This window comes from Porphyromonas catoniae ATCC 51270 (assembly GCF_000565015.1).
Lineage (GTDB): Bacteria > Bacteroidota > Bacteroidia > Bacteroidales > Porphyromonadaceae > Porphyromonas > Porphyromonas catoniae.
Genome location: NZ_JDFF01000012.1, coordinates 88,132 through 104,677, shown reverse-complemented (window position 1 = coordinate 104,677; position 16,546 = coordinate 88,132). Strand labels below are relative to the sequence as shown.

Genomic DNA, 16,546 nt, shown 5'->3' with positions numbered 1-16,546 from the left:
AGGCTTGATAATTAGTGGTGAGCAATGCGATAGAGCAAGGATTGAACCCCGAGGAAGGCTCTTGGCATCCGATGGAACAAACGATACTTCCACCACCTAGAGCGTGAACGGAAGGTGTTGAGGTAGGGACGCTGGCTTAGTCGCTGAGCGATCTTGAGGTACTTCCTCCCATGCTCTGCATAGGCTCCGGGGGACTTGACCAAGAGCTTCATGTGTCGCCAAAGGCAATTCACTGCCAAGGTATTGGCAAGAGCTGTGAAGGTCGTGTCGTTATACCGCTGGATAAGCACCTCTAGATCCTCAAAGAGCGTCTCCCGATCAGGTATGGTCACATCCGTGATGGCACCTGGACGCTGGATGCGATAGTTCACCCCCACACGTGGTAGGAGGGCATAGGCTCTACTTCGCCAAAGAACCTCAAGGGTGTAGGGGACATCCTCCCACTTATGTCCCTTAAAGAACGTCAAGCCCTCTACGAGCTCTCTTCGATAGACCTTTGCCCAAACAGGAGGCGCGACGATCGGCGAAGTCATAGAGACATAGTGCTGGAGAGCCTCCTCGTGGCTATAGGTACGAGCCTCTGGGATGACCTCCTCTACCTGCTCTGGAGATACCCTGCGATGCCCATAGCCGACTAAGTCAAGCTCGGGATGACGCTCTAGGGTGGAGATACAAGCCTCATAAATGCCTTCCTCTAACCAGTCATCGCTGTCTACGAAGGTCACGTAGGGGCAGTCCCCTACAAGCGCTAGCCCTGAATTTCGAGCATCGCTAAGCCCACCATTCTCCTTGTGGATGACGTGTACCCGTGGGTCTACTGCTGCGTATTCCTCACAGATAGCACCACAGCTATCGGGGGAGCCGTCATCGACCAAAATAACCCGAAGAGCCCTGTAGCTCTGTGTCAAGATCGACTCAATACATGCCCTAAGGTAGGGCTCGACCTTGTAGACAGCTACAATGACTGCCAGAGTGGCATCTGTGGGGTGAAGGTTAGAGACCAAGAGCAATCCTATTTATGACGATGAAACAGCTCCCGCACCAAGAGCCTTAGCCGAAGTAGGCTAAGGGGATGGCGATAAAGCCAGTAATGACGAAGTCGCTCCCACCGAGAGCTAAAGACGCTAATGTAGGGGCGGGACTGTACCTTCCTTAGGAAGGCTAGATAGTCAGAGCTAAGGGTGTCAAAGAGCACCCTCTCCCTCGTGATGCGCTTGAACTGAAGCCAAAGATAGCTCAGCTCTAGTGTATTGGCATAAGTAAGAAAAACCTGATCCTCTCCCCGACGATCGATGAGACTCTCTAGGGAAAGGAAGAGGTCACGTTGGTCTAGCAGTCTACTCTCGGTAGCTGCACCTGGTCTCTGGACTCGGTAGTTCAACCCAGCGATAGGGAGAAGGGCATAGCTACCCGAGCTTTGCCAGAGCACCTCTAGGGTGTAGCTCACATCCTCCCACAGCCTTCCCTCGGGGAAGCTAAGCCCTACTAAGGCAGAGAGGCGATAGACTCGGCTCCATACCAACGCTCCGACGATAGGCGATTTGCAAGAGAGGAGGAGGCGCAGAGCCTGCTCCCTCGTCAGCGTCTCCTGCGATGGGATCAAGGGGTGGACATGATCGGGGTAGACCATATTGTACCCGTAGCCTACAATGCTCACCTCGGGATGCTCCTCGAGGTGACGAATGCACTGCTCATAGGTATTCCCCTCCAGCCAATCATCCGAATCTAAGAAGGTGACATAGTCACAGCCGTCGATGTGCTTTAGTCCAAGGTTGCGTGCCGAACTCTGGCCTCCATTCTCCTTGTGTAGCACGATCACTCGCTCATCTCGCTGGGCATACTCCTCACAGATCACCCCCGAAGCATCAGGCGAGCCATCATCGACGAGTATGACTCGGAGATCTCGGTAGCTCTGGTTCAGGATAGACTCTATGCACTGACGGAGATAAGGTTCGACCCTATAGACGGGTACGATGACGGCTAGCTTCATCTTCGCTCTAATAGTGTGGTGTAAAGGTCCTGATACCCCCGAGCCATTGCCCGATAGTCAAAGAGAAGGGCACGCTCACGAAGTCTCTGCCCTCGCTCTGCCTCTCGCTCATGGAGCTCCAGCCCCTCTAGGACAAGGCTTGCCATAGCCTCGGGCTCGACGTCTCGGAAGTAATACGCTTCCGCTCCCCCTACCTCCGGCAAGCTAGTCATCGGGCGAAGGAAGAGAGGCTTACCGAGGGACATGGCCTCTACGACTGGGAGCCCAAAGCCCTCCGCCATCGAGGGATGTACGAGTGCACGACAATGGTAGAGGAGCTGAGCCTTCTCCTCATCCCTCACCGCCTTCATCAGGTGTACTCGCCCCTGTAGCCCATAGCGAGCCACGAGCGAGGTAATGCGCTCTAGGTAATCGGCTTTGGCCTCCGAATAGATCAGCACGAGCTGTAGCTCCTCGGGCAGGGCTGCGAGCATGGGGATGAGTAGGTGCTGTTGCTTCTTCTCATGCAGTACCCCTAGGGCTAGTAGATAGGGAGCCTTAGGTATCAGTCTAGGTTTAGGGAGGGACGCTAGATGGGCTTCGTCGGGAAGGAAGATTCCGTTGTGGATCACCCGCACAGGCAGATCCTCCGCCAGTTCAAAGAGCTCTCTATGCCTCATGAGATCCTCCTTCACATAGTGCGATATGCAGGCAATGCCCGTAGCCCGACGGAGGTTAGAGGCGACTAGTCGCAGTAGCTTCTCCCGCTTCTTCGGGGCAAGAGGCTCAGTGAGGAAGTTTAGGTCATGAAGGGTCACGAGACAGGGCTTCCCCCACAGCTGTGGGAAGTAATGCTGTCTCTGATGGGTCAAGTGTATGAGGTCAAAGCCTCGGGGGCTTGGGTTGAAGAAGGCATGAAGCGGCGAGAAAGCCACCCTACCCTCTCCTCCTGCTCCTCGGGGGGCATAGAAGTGGTACTCCAGCCCACTATCCCCTACCTCCCGGAGCCCCATCTCTAGGGCACGACAGTAATAGCCCAAACCAGAGTATGGGTAACGTCTACGCTCTAAGTCGATGAGCAGGCGAGGGCTACTTACGGGCTTCATGAGAGTAAAGATACTCAGAGTTGGTCAAAGATCCCCTGCCAGCGTGGTATGTTTCGCTCGGGGAAGTATTCCTCGACACGTCGCATAGAGGCCTCGGCAAGGCTTTGGCGTAGCTCCTCCCGAAGGCATAGCTCACGTAGCTTCGTCGCGTATTCGTCTAAATCAAAGGGAGTAACGAGGCGTCCATACTGCTCCCCTGTGCCTATGATCTCCTTGACCCCATCGGAGCATCCGAAGGCAATGGGTACGACTCCGTAGCTCTGAGCCTCGGTCAGTACAAGTCCCCAGCCCTCGTAGGTAGAGGTCATAGCTAGGACGGAGGACTGAGGATAAATAAGGCTAGGATCAGGGGCATAGCCTCGGAGGCTGATGCGGGGAAGTTGCTTATCCTCGATCAGTGCCCTTAGGTACTTCTCTTCTTTGCCCTGACCATAGATCTCTACCGACCACTCGGGGAGCTCTCGGTGTATCTGCTCCCAGATGTAGATGAGTCGATCAGCCCGCTTGTCGGCATAGCTTAGCCGCCCCATGAAGATAATCTTCTTCGGACGATCGAGGAGGGTTACCTCGCCCTTTGGGGGGCGCACCATGTTGGGCAGAGAGACAAACTTCTTCTGCTCCTCCTCGCTTAGTCCGAGGGAGTCCGCAAAGATCTTGATGTAACCTGGTGCGAGGGTGATGAAGCAGTCTACCTCGCTCACCAGATGTTGGTACCACTTGATGAGCCGTGCACGATCGGGGACAAGGAGCCTTCGGGTGCGCCGTATAAGTAGGCTGTAGATGTTCTTATGCCAGGGGTGATGAGGCTTATAGCCTGCACGCTCCCTGCGGTCAATCAGCTCCCAGAGTGGCGAGCTATGGCACCAATAGATGAGCCGTAGACCTGCCGAGCGCAGGTAGGCCAGCTGGTCATTAGGCAGTGCTATAGGGATGATCACGACTTGTATCCCTCGTGCCTTGGACTCTCTGAGGATAACGTCTGCACTCTCCCGAGTCCAAAGCCTTACCCCCTCTGGGAAGAGTGTCAGACTGATCTCAGGGCAAGTGGGCAGTACCCATTCCTCGGCACGATGCTCCTCGGCAAAGAAGTGCGTACAGATACCCATCTGGCGAAAGATAAGGCTCGTCTCTCTAGAGACTTCCTCTGCTCCCCCCAGCGCAAGCCGGCGGTGTACAATCGCTACATGCAAACCCTTTGTATCCATTCTAAAACAAGCTAAAAAGAAGCCCCTCATGGGGGCAAAGCTAGAGACCTCAAGAGAGGTATCGGGGGAACCTCGTGGGAAGTACCCTCGGTACCTCTTCGCAGTTTCCCTCGGTACCTCTGGAGGGGTTTCCTCGGTACCTTCGTGAGGTCATAGACTCCCCCCTCAATCTCTCAACGGGAAAAAGGGTGGATCATGTACGAACTAAAGTCCATCGAGTGCCAAGGCGAAGGGCTCTACCTCCTGCCTCAGCAGTCAGATCACATTCTGACTAGAGACGCTGGAAGATCTCCTCCCATGCCTCACGGCTTCGCTCGGGGCTATACTCCAAGCGTTTGCTTAGACACCCCTGCTGTAGCTTCGCTCGATAGTCTGTGTCACGACAGAGCCTAATCAATCGCTGTGCATACTGGCTCAAGCTGAAGGGGCGAACCAGCACCCCAGCACGCTCATCCTCGCCAAGTACGGCACGTACCCCCGAGGAGCAGGCAAAAGCCATCGGAACAACACCATGGTTCTGTGCCTCGGCAAGTACCATCCCCCATCCCTCATGTGTGGAGGTCAGTAGCAGTACAGAGGCTCTTCGGTAGACCTCGCTTGGCTCGGCGGTATAGCCACAGAAACGTATGCGAGGGAGTCCCTTCTGCTCCAGGTATGCCTTCAGTCGCTCCTCATCAGGACCTGTGCCGTGTATCTCGACATGCCAATCTGGCAAAGCCTCGTGAGCCCTTGCCCAGATGTCGATGACACGATCCACCCGCTTGTCCGCATAGCTCAGACGCCCAACGAAGACGATGAGCTTCTCCTTCTCCAGTGTTGGATGTGGCTCTACCTGTAGTGTATTGATGAGGGGAACGAGTTTGGAGGCTTGCTCGGCGGGTAAGTGAAGTCGCTCGGCAAGCTCCCGAGCATACGCAGGGCAAAGTGTGAGGTAGAGATCCGTACCCTCTATGATACGTCGGTAATAGTCCTCCCATTGCCGTCTATAGGCACCCGTCCAGAGCTTGAAGGGGACACGTAGGAAGATCCACTCTAGGCGCCGACTAAGATTCTTCTTTACCAAGAAACGACGATCGTCAATAGCAGCCCGATATTCCCATAGGGGCATCCCGTGGTTCCAAAAGATTAGCTTTACCCCAGTGCTTCTGAGGGCATCTAGGTAAGGGAATGGGGAGATATTGGGGATAAGGAGCACCGAAATCTGATGTAGACGTAGCTCTTGAATAAGAAAGTCTACTGCCTGCTGATTCCATAGCTTTGCCCCCTTAGGAAATAGCGAGAGAGAACAGTATGTAGGGTCAGGTATCTGCCACTCCGCCTCACGCCACTCTACTGTATAGTAATGTAGGTGGACGCCCATAGAGGCAAAGAGCTTGCCCGTATCATGCACAATGACATCCAGCCCTCCACGGAAGAGGATCGGATGAACACTAGCGACATGTAGGCCTTCTATTTTCATCTGTGAAATGGGTTAGCTTTCCTAAGGGCTGTATGGCTCACAGCTATTATCCCTAGGGCGAAGGGGCATTAAAGGCTCGAGGAAGCCTCCCGATGGGGAGCATGGGTGAGACTCTCTTGGAGGCGAACTAAGATTGGTGCCGTCGATGGGGTCAGTCGATCCCCATATCTACGCTCTGCCTCGTGAAGAATCTGGGTGGCCTCACTTACCTGACGCTCCTCTAGTGCGAAGTACATACGGACGCTCGCTTCGTAGAGCGAGAGGGCTAGCTTTAGCTCCTCCTTACTCGCAAACCGTTGCTCGGGTAGGAAGAAACGCTCTAGCTGGAGCACCAGCTCCTCTCCATAAATATCCCGATCGAAGTCCAAGAGATGAGCCTCGATACTGCGAAGCATGGTCCCTTGGTCGATGCTCGGACGTGTACCGATATAGAGCATTGCCTTGTACTCTGCCTCCCTACCCCCTTCTCGGAGGTAGGCACGAACAAGGTAGACGCCATCCTGAGGGAGGACTTGGGTAGCATAGCCGAGGTCGATATTGGCTGTCGGGTAGCCCAGTTTCCGTCCTAGCTGCTGTCCCTGCACGACTTTCCCCTTCAGAGAGTAGCGACGGCCAAGGAGCAGAGCCGCACGAGAGATGTCACCCGACTTGATGCACTCTCGGATACGTGTTGAGCTCACAACCTCGCCATCGACTTGGTAGCTTCGTCCTCGGTGGATAGCAATACCGAGCCTTTGCCCTAGGCGTTCATAGTCTTCGATACTTAGGCTAGCTCCTTTACCAAAGTGGTGGTCATAGCCAATAACAAGATCCGTCACACCGATCTGTCGGCGCAAAACGTCCTCCATGAAGGCTTCTGCGGACATCGCAGCGAGAGCCTCAGTAAAAGACAGGTCATGCACCTCGACGCCACCTAGCTCACGGAGCAACTGATTACGCTCCTCTGGTGCTGTCAAGTGCTCGATCCTAAGATCGGGGCGAAGGACATCGGATGGGTAGGGGGAAAAGGTCACGACATGCAGCTCTGCTTCGTCATAGCCTTGAGCGATGCTATGCATCTGCTCTAAGAGCATCGCATGCCCACGATGTACGCCATCGAAGGAGCCAATGGTGGCGATTACCTTCTTACCCATGAAAGAGGATCTAACTTGGTTCGTTCGTGCCACAGCTGGAAGTGTAGTAGGCGTGAGCCACTTCCATCAGGCGCAGTAGCTATTGCCCCGAGGGCTTGACCTGTCTTCACCCTTGCTCCCTGCCCTACAGAGAGGGAAGCGAGGTTAGCGTAAACAGTGAGGTAGTTCCCATGCCTCAGGATCAATGCCGTACCATACCCAGGGACAACAAAAACACGGCTAACCACTCCAGAGAAGACAGCATAAGCATGACTATCGCCATGCACCCCATAGTCCACCCCACTGCTACTAACCTGTACGCGAGTGTGCTCGCTATGCTGGTGTACACCGAAGGTACGCAGGAGAGAATAAGAGCCTCTGATGGGGGCTGGGAGCTTACCCTTATTCTGAGCAAAGGAGGAAGCAAGAGCTCGCTCGCTGGCATCCATCGCATAGCCACCTGGAGTGGCTGCACGCCGTTCATCAGCAGGCTCCTCGGGGGGAGTTTTGGGTGTAGTAGGGGTAGTAGGAGTAGAGCCTTTGTGACCCTTAGGTGTAGGGGTAGGTTTGGTCTTTGCGCGAGCTGCAAGTTGCTTCTTACGTAGCTCTTCGGCACGTTTTTGGGCAGCAGCTATCTCAGCCTCTACCTGTCTCTGGATTTGCCTATCAAGAGCCTCGGCACGCTGTCTCTGTCGAGAGAGATCTTGGGCTACCTGCTTCTCTTGCCCCTTAAGGCTCTTCACCTCTGTAGCACGTACTGCCTCTTCCTTCTCGAGCTTGCGCTTTTCTTGTTCTCGCAGAGCAAGGAGTTGCTCCTTCTCAGAGTGCGTGCGCCCCACCTCCACCTTTGTGACCTCAATTTCGGATCGGGTATTTCGTAGGGCTTGAGAGGCCTGCTGGACAGCCTTCACGTACTTGCTAAGGAAACGTTGCCGTTCCCGTGCTTGGTTTGGTGAAGAGGAGGAAAGAATAAAGATCAGAGGATCAATGTGGGTATCTACACGCTGGAGCTGAAGGAGGGCAGCCTGATAACGAAGGAGCAAGGCACTCTCCTCTCGCCTAAGACGTCCAATGTGTCCCGAGAGGGTATCAATACGAGCCTGCAAGCCACTGACCTCATTACCTAAGAGCGAAATGACCTCACGGCGCTGAGCAACCTGTTGCTGCACGGCACGCAATGTCTGCTCAGAGCTTTTGGTTGAGACCCGAAGCTGTTGGAGCTTCTTATCTGAGGCTTCTATCTTCTTGAGTAGCTCTTTACGCTCCTGCTCAAGACGGCGAAGGGCCTTCGACTTCTTCGTCTGAGCTTCTCCCACAAGCGGAAACGCAAGAATGGAGCAAAGACCAAGGAATAAACAAAAGAAACGTATGGAGAGGAAGATTCGGGACTTCATCACTTTGCTAAGGTACGAAGTAGGTCACTGACAGCTATACGCTTGTAGCTGTCTTTTATATGAGGTGTAAGGCTCGGCACACTGCCCGTATAGGGCTGTACCCGTGTCCAGTCAATAATGAGCTTGGGGCTAGCGTTGAGATCTTTACCGAGGAAGAACTCCGTGAGAGCAGGTAATACACCCTCTGACTCCGTATTGGGACGATAGCGTAAGGCAAAGATGCGCCCCTTAGCAGCATCCTTATGCCACACATCGAATAGTTCAGGGAAACCCTCCTTGGAGAAGCTCCAGCGAAAGGTGTAGGCTGCCCCATCCCCAGGCGAAGTGGATTGGATATTTCCTGCGAGCTCTGCTCCCCCGCCCTCATGTACTCTATAAACCAGAGCCTTCACACTGCGCTCTCGGGCAGCCTCAGGCAGGAAGGGTTGACCAGTCAATAGAGCCTCAATCTCTGTATAACCGAGGGGAAAGCCTAGATAGTCCGATAGCTCTCTATTGGTTGCTTCAGCATAGCGCCCGTGGATACGATCCACAACAGTAACGCCCGATGGTGTGAACCATACACGCCCAGCCTCCACGAGGGGGAAGGGTACGACCGACCAATAAATACCCTCTCCCTGCACAATCGTGGTATTAACTCTTGAGGAGAAGTTCTCCTTACCAAGCTGTAAGTCCACAGTCATAGCTCCACGTAGAGTCTTCCGCTGCGATGGAGCACTGAGCAGGGAACGTAGTCGAGACTCTGAGTAAGCCTCTGCCCCAAGTTCCCCAGAGGAGCTGGCTCGAGAGCCTCTGTGCGAGACACCACAGCCTGCGAGGGAGAGGCAGAGGAAGATACCTATTATATATATCGCTGTTTGCTTCATCTTTGCTTATTTGGATCTGTCTTTATTGGTTTCGGGGAGTTACTCTCCCTCGTGGAAGACTTACTAAGGTCTCTCACTCGAAGGATCTTCACCTCGACCTTAGCCTTCTCGTCGCTCTTTCCTTGTGACTCGTACCCTATCGCTGCCTTAGCTAGATAGTTTAGAGCTTCCTCTTGATCACCTAGGGCAAGTAGGATGTCCCCCATATGCTCATACATATCCCCCGAAGCCTCTTCACCTGCTTCATCAAGCGCATTCTTTTGATACAACTTGGCAAGCGTATAGTTCCCCCGAAGGTAGAGGATGTAGGCGTATGTATCTAGGATATGTGCGGCCTTAGGGCGGAGCTTGATTGCTTGTCCTGCGTATCGCTCGGCTAAAGCTAGCTCACGTCCTGTCTTGGCAAGACGATAAGCATAATTATTCAGCACATCGGCATCCTGAGGATTAGCCTCAATGGCACGCTGATAGAGGCTATCGGCTTTCGGCTGTTCCTCAGCATTGCCCTTCTCGGCATAGAGATCAGCTAGGAGTCCGTAGAGCTTTGCGGCCCCAATCCCTGTTTGTGGAGAGATAGACTCCACACCCTTCTCTAGGATACGCTTAGCATCGTCATATTGCTCCTTAGCAAAATCACCCGAGGCAAGTGCTATGTAGTAACGCCAATCCTCGGGCACAAAGTGCAAGGCCTCACGAGCGACCTCTACAATAAGATCCTCATCCGATACCCCAATAGCATCCTGAAAGAGTTCATCCCACAACCCTGCGTCCTCTGGGTGAAGTTTGGTCTTTGGACGAAGGAGAGCTATGGCATCCGTGTATTGCTCTCTATAACGAAGCAGGCGTGCATAGCTACGAAGCACCTCTAGCTCGTCAGGGTAAAGATCAACAAGCTCCTTGATGTAGGGCATGTAACGCTCGGAGAGAAGTTTCTCCTCCCCTGAGACAGATTTAGAGAGTAGAGCCCAAAGCACGAACTTCTCTGAGGCACTAATCTGTCGGTCTTTATTTAGGTTAGAGAGCATCTGCTCAGCGCGATCGTATGCCCCCTGTGCTATGAGAGAATGCACACGCAGAGCGACAGCATCCCCCTCTCGGATGTTCTTCTTCCTGAGATCTTCACTCAGTTGTTTCTCCACCTCCTTATACCGCTTGCTCTGGATGAGGTACAGGATAAAGTCATAATACGGCTGACGTTCCTCGGGGAATAGCCTTGCCTGCTCCTTATACTCAGCCTCCACAGCTTTGGTGTCATGCTTCATCTTCAGGAGCTGGATCTTCATCTGGGTAAGGCGTGCGTAGGCTTCGGGGTGAGAGCGGAAACGGAGCTGTAGCTCGGAGGCAAGACGAATAGCCTTATCCAAATTACCCGTACGGGCGTAGAGCTGGACGAGACGATACTTAATGTCCACATCATCTGGACTGACTTTCCCTAGATACTCATTCACATGAAGGGCATCCTGCATACGCTCAAGAGCGACATAGGCAGACGACAACGCTTCGGCATAAGCTATATTGGTGCTATCGGATCGATAGGCCGTTTCTATGAGGGGAAGAGCCTCTGTCTGTCGCTCCATATTCATATAGAGCTGTCCCAAGGCAAAGGCAATAGCAGGGTCCTGTGGTGCCAACGTGTGGGCACGACGAAGTAGGTCCAATGCCTCCTGCGTCTTATCTACTCGCTGTGCAAGCGTTCCTTTGTAGAAAAACTCGGAGGCCTTAGCCCGAGCATCTAGGCTATCGGTAGGTGGAGTACCTGCGGAGATTCTTGGGGTCGCTCCCGCACAGAGAGGGGTGAACCCAAGCACCAAGCCTAGCGTACATAATATATATAGTCTCTGTTTCCTTCTGCTCATTTCTTACGCAATCGTAGCAAGAGTTTCCCTCACACATGCTCCCTACAGAAGCAAAACGCAAGAGAGGCCTAGAGCTACACATCCAACTATCTTTCAAAGATACCTAATTCCCCTCACATACAGCCTACTGCGCTCAGCAATCAGGTAAAAAAGGCTATCAGACATAGGGAGGATAATTCGATTTTTCATCCTCCTTCGTGCCGAAGTTTCTAGAATAAGGACAACGAGACAGCACCTGATCGCAACAAGAAGCTCGTCAGGTATATCTAAAGAAGGATGAGGGTCTCACCCCAAACGACAAGAGGGCAAACCTGAGTGGCTTGCCCTCCTATTGTATCATGTAGTATATGGGACAGCTAATACTACGCTCTCCGTCTAGCCGTCTACGATGTCTCGTTCAGCATACACATACGGATTCCAGCGTACTGCTGTGGATTTTACGTAGACTCTACTAAGGACGTAGCAGCTCTTGGCAGAGCTGATAGCCCTTGATCATCATACGGGGGATATGGAAGGGACCCTTAAATAGATTTCCCTTGGCTGGCTGAGCCACCGTACCATCTCGGTGGAGGTAACCATACCACTCCCCATAGGTTGGATCGGGGAAGTGTGCGTGTGTCCAGTCACTTATCCTCTGATGAAGCTGCAGGTACCGCTCCTCGCCCGTCATCTGGTAGGCATAGAGGGTCGCTATGATAGCCTCTGTCTGAGGCCACCAGAACTTCATATCCTGAGCATAATCCTGTGATGGGAATCCCTTACAGTCACGGAAGTTGATGATGCCTCCATACTGCTCATCCCAGCCCCACGCCCAAGACCAATCCAGGATCTTACAGCCAAGCTCCACTAGGTGCTTGTCACCCCCTCGTGCCTTTGCCTCCTCTAGGAGGAACCAAGCAGTCTCGATGCAGTGACCAGGGTTGATGAGCCTCCCCTGAAGCGTATCTATGAACTCCCCGTTAGGGCCTACCATCTCAAGTAACGCCTTGTACTCGGGATGAATAAAGTGCGTCTCTAGGGTACGTATCGATCGCTCTATCTGCTCATCCAGCAGAGGGTCTTGGATTGCCTCACGGATACGACTAGCGGTATTGATGAGGATCATCACGATGGAGTGCCCCTCAGCCTTTAGGTGCTCCGTATACTTTGCAGGCAGGAAACCTGGGGTGGAGAGGAAGTACTGGATGTCTCGGAAGAGCCCCAGTGCCTTCGCTGCGTATGCCTGATTGCCCGTGGCAAGAGCATACTCACTGAAGGCAATGGCGGCGAAGGTCTCACTGAAGACATAGCGGCGTTTCCTTAGGGGAAGCCCCTCCTCCGTCACCTCGAAGTACATACGCCCATCGCTGTCGAAGCAGTGACGCTCAATGAACTCAATGGTCAGGCGTGCCGCCTCCAACCACTCGGGGCGACGCTCGATCTGGTTGTAGGCAAACGAAGCAATGAAGGCAAAGCGTCCCTGAAACCACACACTCTTCGTCGTGTCCATCAGCTTGCCCTCTCTGTCGAGGCAAGTATAAATACCCCCATGCTTGTGGTCTAACCCATGCTTCAACCAGAAGGGCAGGATGTACTCGGTGAGATCATCCCGATAGCGATCCCGCCAGTAGGCTAGGTAGTTCCCTACGTCCTTCATGCTAAAATGTATTACCCTTAGCGAAGAAGTTGATCGCCTCCAGCTCCTTCTTCATCTGTGCTTCTTCCTCAGCGGTCATGTTGCGGAAGGGGGTGCGGTTCTCACCCAGATCCAGCCCCATGAGCTTCATGATGCGCTTGCCACCTACGATATTACCACGGTAGCGACAGATGACATTGATTACCTCTTGGTTGTAGTTCTGTAGCTCACGAGCCTTGTCGAGGTTGCCCGCACGGAAGGCCTCGATGACCCCCACGAGCACATTACCGCAGTAGTTGGCAGTACCGCTGATGCCTCCCTGCACGTCGCAGGCAGCTAGCCCTGCTAGTAGGGTCTCGTCTTGCCCATGGAGGAGGTCATACTTCCCACCCTTGTAGAGCTTACATTGATTGTATTCGTATAGGCTCTCATAGGTGTACTTGATCCCAGCGAAGTTAGGGATACGTCCATCGACAGCCTCTAGGAACTCGACCATGGAGAGGTAAGCGCCGTTGAAGACGGGGATGTGATAGTAGTAGAAGGGCAGCGAGGGAGCCCCTGCAGCGATCTCCTCGCAGTACTTCACGAGTTCCTCCACACGCCCTACCTTGGGGAAGGGGGAAGCCATAGCACCGATACCCCAAGCCCCAATCTTAGCTGCGTGCTCAGCTAGCTGGCGAGAAGAGCGTACACAGGTACTACCTACATGCACAATAATCTTGAAATCCTTAGGGGCAACCTCCACCCATTTCTCCGCTAGGCGCATGCGCTCTTCGTCGCTGAGCATGTAGCCCTCACCCGAGGAGCCGTTGATGAAGACGCCCTTCAGTCCGTTCTTGTGAAGCATCGCAGCATAGCGAGCAATTGGCTCATAGTTCACCTCGCCGTTCTTGTGGAAGGGGGTGAAAGGGGCCACGAGTAGCCCTTGAATCTTTTCCATCGAGAATTGGTATATCTATATATGTAACATCTCTGTCGTGTACTCGCCCAAGGAAAGGTAAGAATCGAAGCCCCTCAAGCGAGAAGTATAGGGCAAAGATAGAGGATATTTTGGTTTGAAGTCTCGGGACAGAGACTGCCTAGATAAGAAGACGATCAGGAGGTATCCTCAGCTAGGGAAACGTGACTCCCCTAGGGTAGCAAACACTGCCTCTCCCGAGAGCTATCCAGCGATACATCCCGCCCGTCAGCAGATTGCCGTCAGCATGCTTTAGGGAGTGTCTCTACCGCATGACACCATATTCCTCTTTCAGTCTCCTACCCGTCGTCCTCTAGACACCTCCCCGCACGTGACCAATAGGTATCGGGGGAAACTATCTCGAGGTATCGAGGGAAACCCTAAAGAGGTTACGGGGATACCTCTAGAGGGTTTCCCCCGATACCTATTTTCACCCTCTGCATGGCACCTGACAAAAGATGCACTTCCCCCTCTTGAGGAGAAGCCCCACCCCCTCGATTTGCCCGAAATCGTACCTTCTCAAAGCAGAAAACGGCTACCTCGTACTAATATCCAGCGAAAAACAAGGATAACCCTCCCTTTTTTGTCTCATGGGGTATCCTGCCTCTACCTTTGCGACTCCAAAAGAGAAATTTCTCACGATTAAATCAGAGATATATTATAATGAAACAGCATAGTAAGTCGACCCTTCGCCTTACCCTTATTTGGGGCATTACTGCCCTACTCTCCCCTACCCTCGCCTCAGCCGAAGGGCAGGATAGCCTAGCTCAGCACCTGCTGGATGAGGTAGTCATCAGTGGCTATGTCCCCCAGCGTATGACGGCGCCTTCAGGGCAGGCTCCCGTGAGCCTAACCTGGATTAACAGCAAGGAACTTCAGCTCTACCGCATCCAGAGTGTAACGGATTTGACGAGCCGCGTGCCCAGCCTCTTCATCCCCGACTACGGCTCTAAGCGCAGTGCAGCTATATACCTCCGTGGTAGCGGTGCCCGTAGTACCGGACAGACGATAGGACTATACCTAGATGGAGTGCCTGTACTCAATAAGTCGGGCTTCAACCTTGACCTCCCCGGCATCTCCGGTATCGAGGTACTCCGAGGTCCCCAAGGGACGCTCTATGGGCGCAACGCTATGTCGGGGATCATCAACTACTATACCCGCTCAGCCTTTGACCGTGCAGGTGGGGAGGCTAGGCTCTCGGCAGGGACTCATGGTTACCTGCGTGCCTCGGTAGAGCAAGCCCTACGCCTCAGTGAGACCCTCGGGCTAAGCTATGGGCTCTCAGGCTCGATGCGTCAAGGGTACTTCTACAACGAGACAACGAAGGCTAAGCAGGATAGCCTACGTATGGTAGCGGGCTTTGTCAAGCTGGAGCTTCGCCCTAACGATCGCCTCGATATGGCACTAAGTCTCCAGGGTGACTACGTAAATCAGGGAGGCTTCCCTTATAGACTGCTGGACATCCAGACCCGCAAGCCCCTTGCCCTATCCGCCGATTCCCCCGAAACCTACGAACGGCATACTGCTACGGCTCGCTTCCTCATCGGCTACCGACTAAGCGAAGGTATCCAGCTCCAGTCTGCCTCGAGCTATCAGTATCTGTATGACCGTGCCCAGCTCGACATGGACGCCTCTAGTATGCGCCTCTTCATGGCGGATCAGCGACTGAGGGAGCACGGCTTCACACAGGAGTTTATCCTCAAAGGTCTGCCAAGTGAGGAGGCAAAATATCGCTGGAGTGCAGGGATCTTCGGCTACTACGATGCGAAGAAGATCGACGTCCCCGTGACCTATTCCCCCCGAGGAGCGAGCCTGCTGATCACCCAAGGGATCGCCCAGATGAAGCGACAGATCGCAGCCCGTAACCCTCAGGCTGCTGCCCGTATCCCCGCCTACCAGTACGTACCTCGTCCAGGGGGAGCGGATGCGGTGAATCTCAACGCCTTCTCTATGCCTGACTGGGGGCTAGCTCTGTATCACGAGAGCGCACTTGCCCTAGGTAAGGCCTTTACCCTCACGGCGGGTCTTCGCCTAGACTACGAGCGTCACGATCTCGACTATGATGTGCGCGGGCTGGAGGACTTTGCCCTAAAGAACCCTACAGATAATAGCGTCATCGCAGGACAGGCTGTCTCACTACGTGGAGCGCAGAAGAGCGAGTACTGGCACCTCATCCCAAAGCTAGCTCTGCAATGGAAGCCCCTGGACCACCTTGCCCTTCATGCTACTATCACTAGAGGGCACAAGGCAGGAGGCTTCAACGAACAGTCCTTCTCCGACCTCGTGGTACAGGTACAGACTCAGAATACACTCAGTGCTGGAGCCGGATTAGGTCGCCCCTTTGACACGACGACCCTTCCCGAGCGAACTTCCTACCGCCCCGAGCACAGTTGGAGCTACGAGATCGGGGGGCACTACGATGACCCTACACTAGGGCTTCGACTGGAGGGTTCGGTCTACCTCATGCAGGTTCGTGATCTACAGCTTACCCGCTTCGTGAGCACAGGTGCAGGACGTATTGTGGGCAACGCTGGGGGATCACGCTCGCTGGGGGTGGAGTTCTCTGCCAGTAAGCGTCTCCTTGGCTCCCTCTCTGCCCAAGCAACCTATAGCCTGACAGACACTCGGTTTACCGAGGAAACGGGTCGGGCGAAGAAGGGGAATGTCGTCCCCTTCATCCCCCAGCACACCTTCAGCGGTATGCTTTCCTTCAATGAGCATGTCGGGGGGAAGTTCCGTCTCTTTGGCGAGGCAGAGTGCATGGGCTTTGGACGTATCTATTGGACCGAGGACAATAGCACCTCTGAGCCCCTACAAACGAACCTTCGGGCACGTCTCGGGGTGGCCTACGACCGACTAAGCCTAGCCCTCTGGGGTAACAATCTGGCAGACCGCTCCTACATCGTCTTCTCTGCCGCCTCACCGATGCCTGGTGGAGCTATGGTGCAGACCTCTGCCCCCCGTTCACTAGGAATTGACCTCAGTGTACGCTTATAGATAAGGAAA

The 16,546-nt window shown here is 53.9% G+C and carries 12 protein-coding genes; 1 reads left to right on the top strand and 11 read right to left on the bottom strand.

Annotated features, from left to right (window positions below; translation table 11 throughout):
• Positions 1-11 precede the first annotated feature (11 nt).
• The 11 genes from HMPREF0636_RS03945 to HMPREF0636_RS03895 all read right to left on the bottom strand — a co-directional run bounded on the left by HMPREF0636_RS03945 (position 12) and on the right by HMPREF0636_RS03895 (position 13,522).
• A complete protein-coding gene (locus HMPREF0636_RS03945; protein WP_044168674.1) occupies positions 12-1,004 on the bottom strand; it encodes a glycosyltransferase family 2 protein in 993 nt (330 codons plus the stop codon).
• Between the two features lie 8 nt (positions 1,005-1,012).
• The gene (locus HMPREF0636_RS03940; RefSeq protein WP_044168640.1) at positions 1,013-1,990 is read right to left on the bottom strand and encodes a glycosyltransferase family 2 protein; all 978 of its coding nucleotides are present in this window, start codon (positions 1,988-1,990) and stop codon (positions 1,013-1,015) included.
• A complete protein-coding gene (locus HMPREF0636_RS03935; RefSeq protein WP_044168639.1) occupies positions 1,987-3,075 on the bottom strand; it encodes a glycosyltransferase family 4 protein in 1,089 nt (362 codons plus the stop codon). Before HMPREF0636_RS03935 ends, HMPREF0636_RS03940 begins: the two co-directional genes overlap by 4 nt.
• A gap of 14 nt (positions 3,076-3,089) precedes the next feature.
• Complete coding sequence (locus tag HMPREF0636_RS03930; RefSeq protein ID WP_248616868.1) at positions 3,090-4,280, bottom strand: glycosyltransferase; 1,191 nt, start codon at positions 4,278-4,280, stop codon at positions 3,090-3,092.
• 271 nt (positions 4,281-4,551) lie between these two features.
• The gene (locus HMPREF0636_RS03925) at positions 4,552-5,739 is read right to left on the bottom strand and encodes a glycosyltransferase (RefSeq protein ID WP_044168636.1); all 1,188 of its coding nucleotides are present in this window, start codon (positions 5,737-5,739) and stop codon (positions 4,552-4,554) included.
• Between the two features lie 68 nt (positions 5,740-5,807).
• Positions 5,808-6,872, bottom strand: a complete 1,065-nt coding sequence (ribF, locus tag HMPREF0636_RS03920; RefSeq protein WP_052328737.1) for a riboflavin biosynthesis protein RibF — start codon at positions 6,870-6,872, stop codon at positions 5,808-5,810.
• The gene (locus HMPREF0636_RS03915; protein WP_044168634.1) at positions 6,857-8,245 is read right to left on the bottom strand and encodes a murein hydrolase activator EnvC family protein; all 1,389 of its coding nucleotides are present in this window, start codon (positions 8,243-8,245) and stop codon (positions 6,857-6,859) included. The genes ribF and HMPREF0636_RS03915 overlap by 16 nt, the downstream gene beginning before the upstream one ends.
• Positions 8,245-9,111 (bottom strand): lipoprotein insertase outer membrane protein LolB1, encoded by an 867-nt coding sequence (locus HMPREF0636_RS03910; protein WP_044168633.1) that lies wholly within the window; start codon positions 9,109-9,111, stop codon positions 8,245-8,247. The genes HMPREF0636_RS03915 and HMPREF0636_RS03910 overlap by 1 nt, the downstream gene beginning before the upstream one ends.
• Positions 9,108-10,967, bottom strand: a complete 1,860-nt coding sequence (locus tag HMPREF0636_RS03905; RefSeq protein ID WP_044168632.1) for a tetratricopeptide repeat protein — start codon at positions 10,965-10,967, stop codon at positions 9,108-9,110. Before HMPREF0636_RS03905 ends, HMPREF0636_RS03910 begins: the two co-directional genes overlap by 4 nt.
• A 451-nt stretch (positions 10,968-11,418) precedes the next feature.
• A complete protein-coding gene (locus HMPREF0636_RS03900) occupies positions 11,419-12,603 on the bottom strand; it encodes an AGE family epimerase/isomerase (RefSeq protein WP_044168631.1) in 1,185 nt (394 codons plus the stop codon).
• 1 nt (position 12,604) lies between these two features.
• A complete protein-coding gene (locus HMPREF0636_RS03895) occupies positions 12,605-13,522 on the bottom strand; it encodes a dihydrodipicolinate synthase family protein (protein ID WP_044168629.1) in 918 nt (305 codons plus the stop codon).
• 681 nt (positions 13,523-14,203) lie between these two features.
• Here HMPREF0636_RS03895 and HMPREF0636_RS03890 point away from each other — a divergent pair.
• Positions 14,204-16,537 carry a TonB-dependent receptor gene (locus HMPREF0636_RS03890; protein WP_044168628.1) on the top strand — a complete coding sequence of 778 codons (2,334 nt, stop codon included), beginning with the start codon at positions 14,204-14,206 and terminating at the stop codon, positions 16,535-16,537.
• The last annotated feature ends 9 nt before the right edge of the window (positions 16,538-16,546 follow it).

Bases quoted from the DNA above. Each gene is read 5' to 3' on its own strand.
- HMPREF0636_RS03940 (WP_044168640.1), bottom strand. From the start codon at position 1,990: ATGAAGCTAGCCGTCATCGTACCCGTCTATAGGGTCGAACCTTATCTC.
- HMPREF0636_RS03935 (WP_044168639.1), bottom strand. From the start codon at position 3,075: ATGAAGCCCGTAAGTAGCCCTCGCCTGCTCATCGACTTAGAGCGTAGA.
- HMPREF0636_RS03930 (WP_248616868.1), bottom strand. From the start codon at position 4,280: ATGGATACAAAGGGTTTGCATGTAGCGATTGTACACCGCCGGCTTGCG.
- HMPREF0636_RS03925 (WP_044168636.1), bottom strand. From the start codon at position 5,739: ATGAAAATAGAAGGCCTACATGTCGCTAGTGTTCATCCGATCCTCTTC.
- ribF (WP_052328737.1), bottom strand. From the start codon at position 6,872: ATGGGTAAGAAGGTAATCGCCACCATTGGCTCCTTCGATGGCGTACAT.
- HMPREF0636_RS03915 (WP_044168634.1), bottom strand. From the start codon at position 8,245: ATGAAGTCCCGAATCTTCCTCTCCATACGTTTCTTTTGTTTATTCCTT.
- HMPREF0636_RS03910 (WP_044168633.1), bottom strand. From the start codon at position 9,111: ATGAAGCAAACAGCGATATATATAATAGGTATCTTCCTCTGCCTCTCC.
- HMPREF0636_RS03905 (WP_044168632.1), bottom strand. From the start codon at position 10,967: ATGAGCAGAAGGAAACAGAGACTATATATATTATGTACGCTAGGCTTG.
- HMPREF0636_RS03900 (WP_044168631.1), bottom strand. From the start codon at position 12,603: ATGAAGGACGTAGGGAACTACCTAGCCTACTGGCGGGATCGCTATCGG.
- HMPREF0636_RS03895 (WP_044168629.1), bottom strand. From the start codon at position 13,522: ATGGAAAAGATTCAAGGGCTACTCGTGGCCCCTTTCACCCCCTTCCAC.
- HMPREF0636_RS03890 (WP_044168628.1), top strand. From the start codon at position 14,204: ATGAAACAGCATAGTAAGTCGACCCTTCGCCTTACCCTTATTTGGGGC.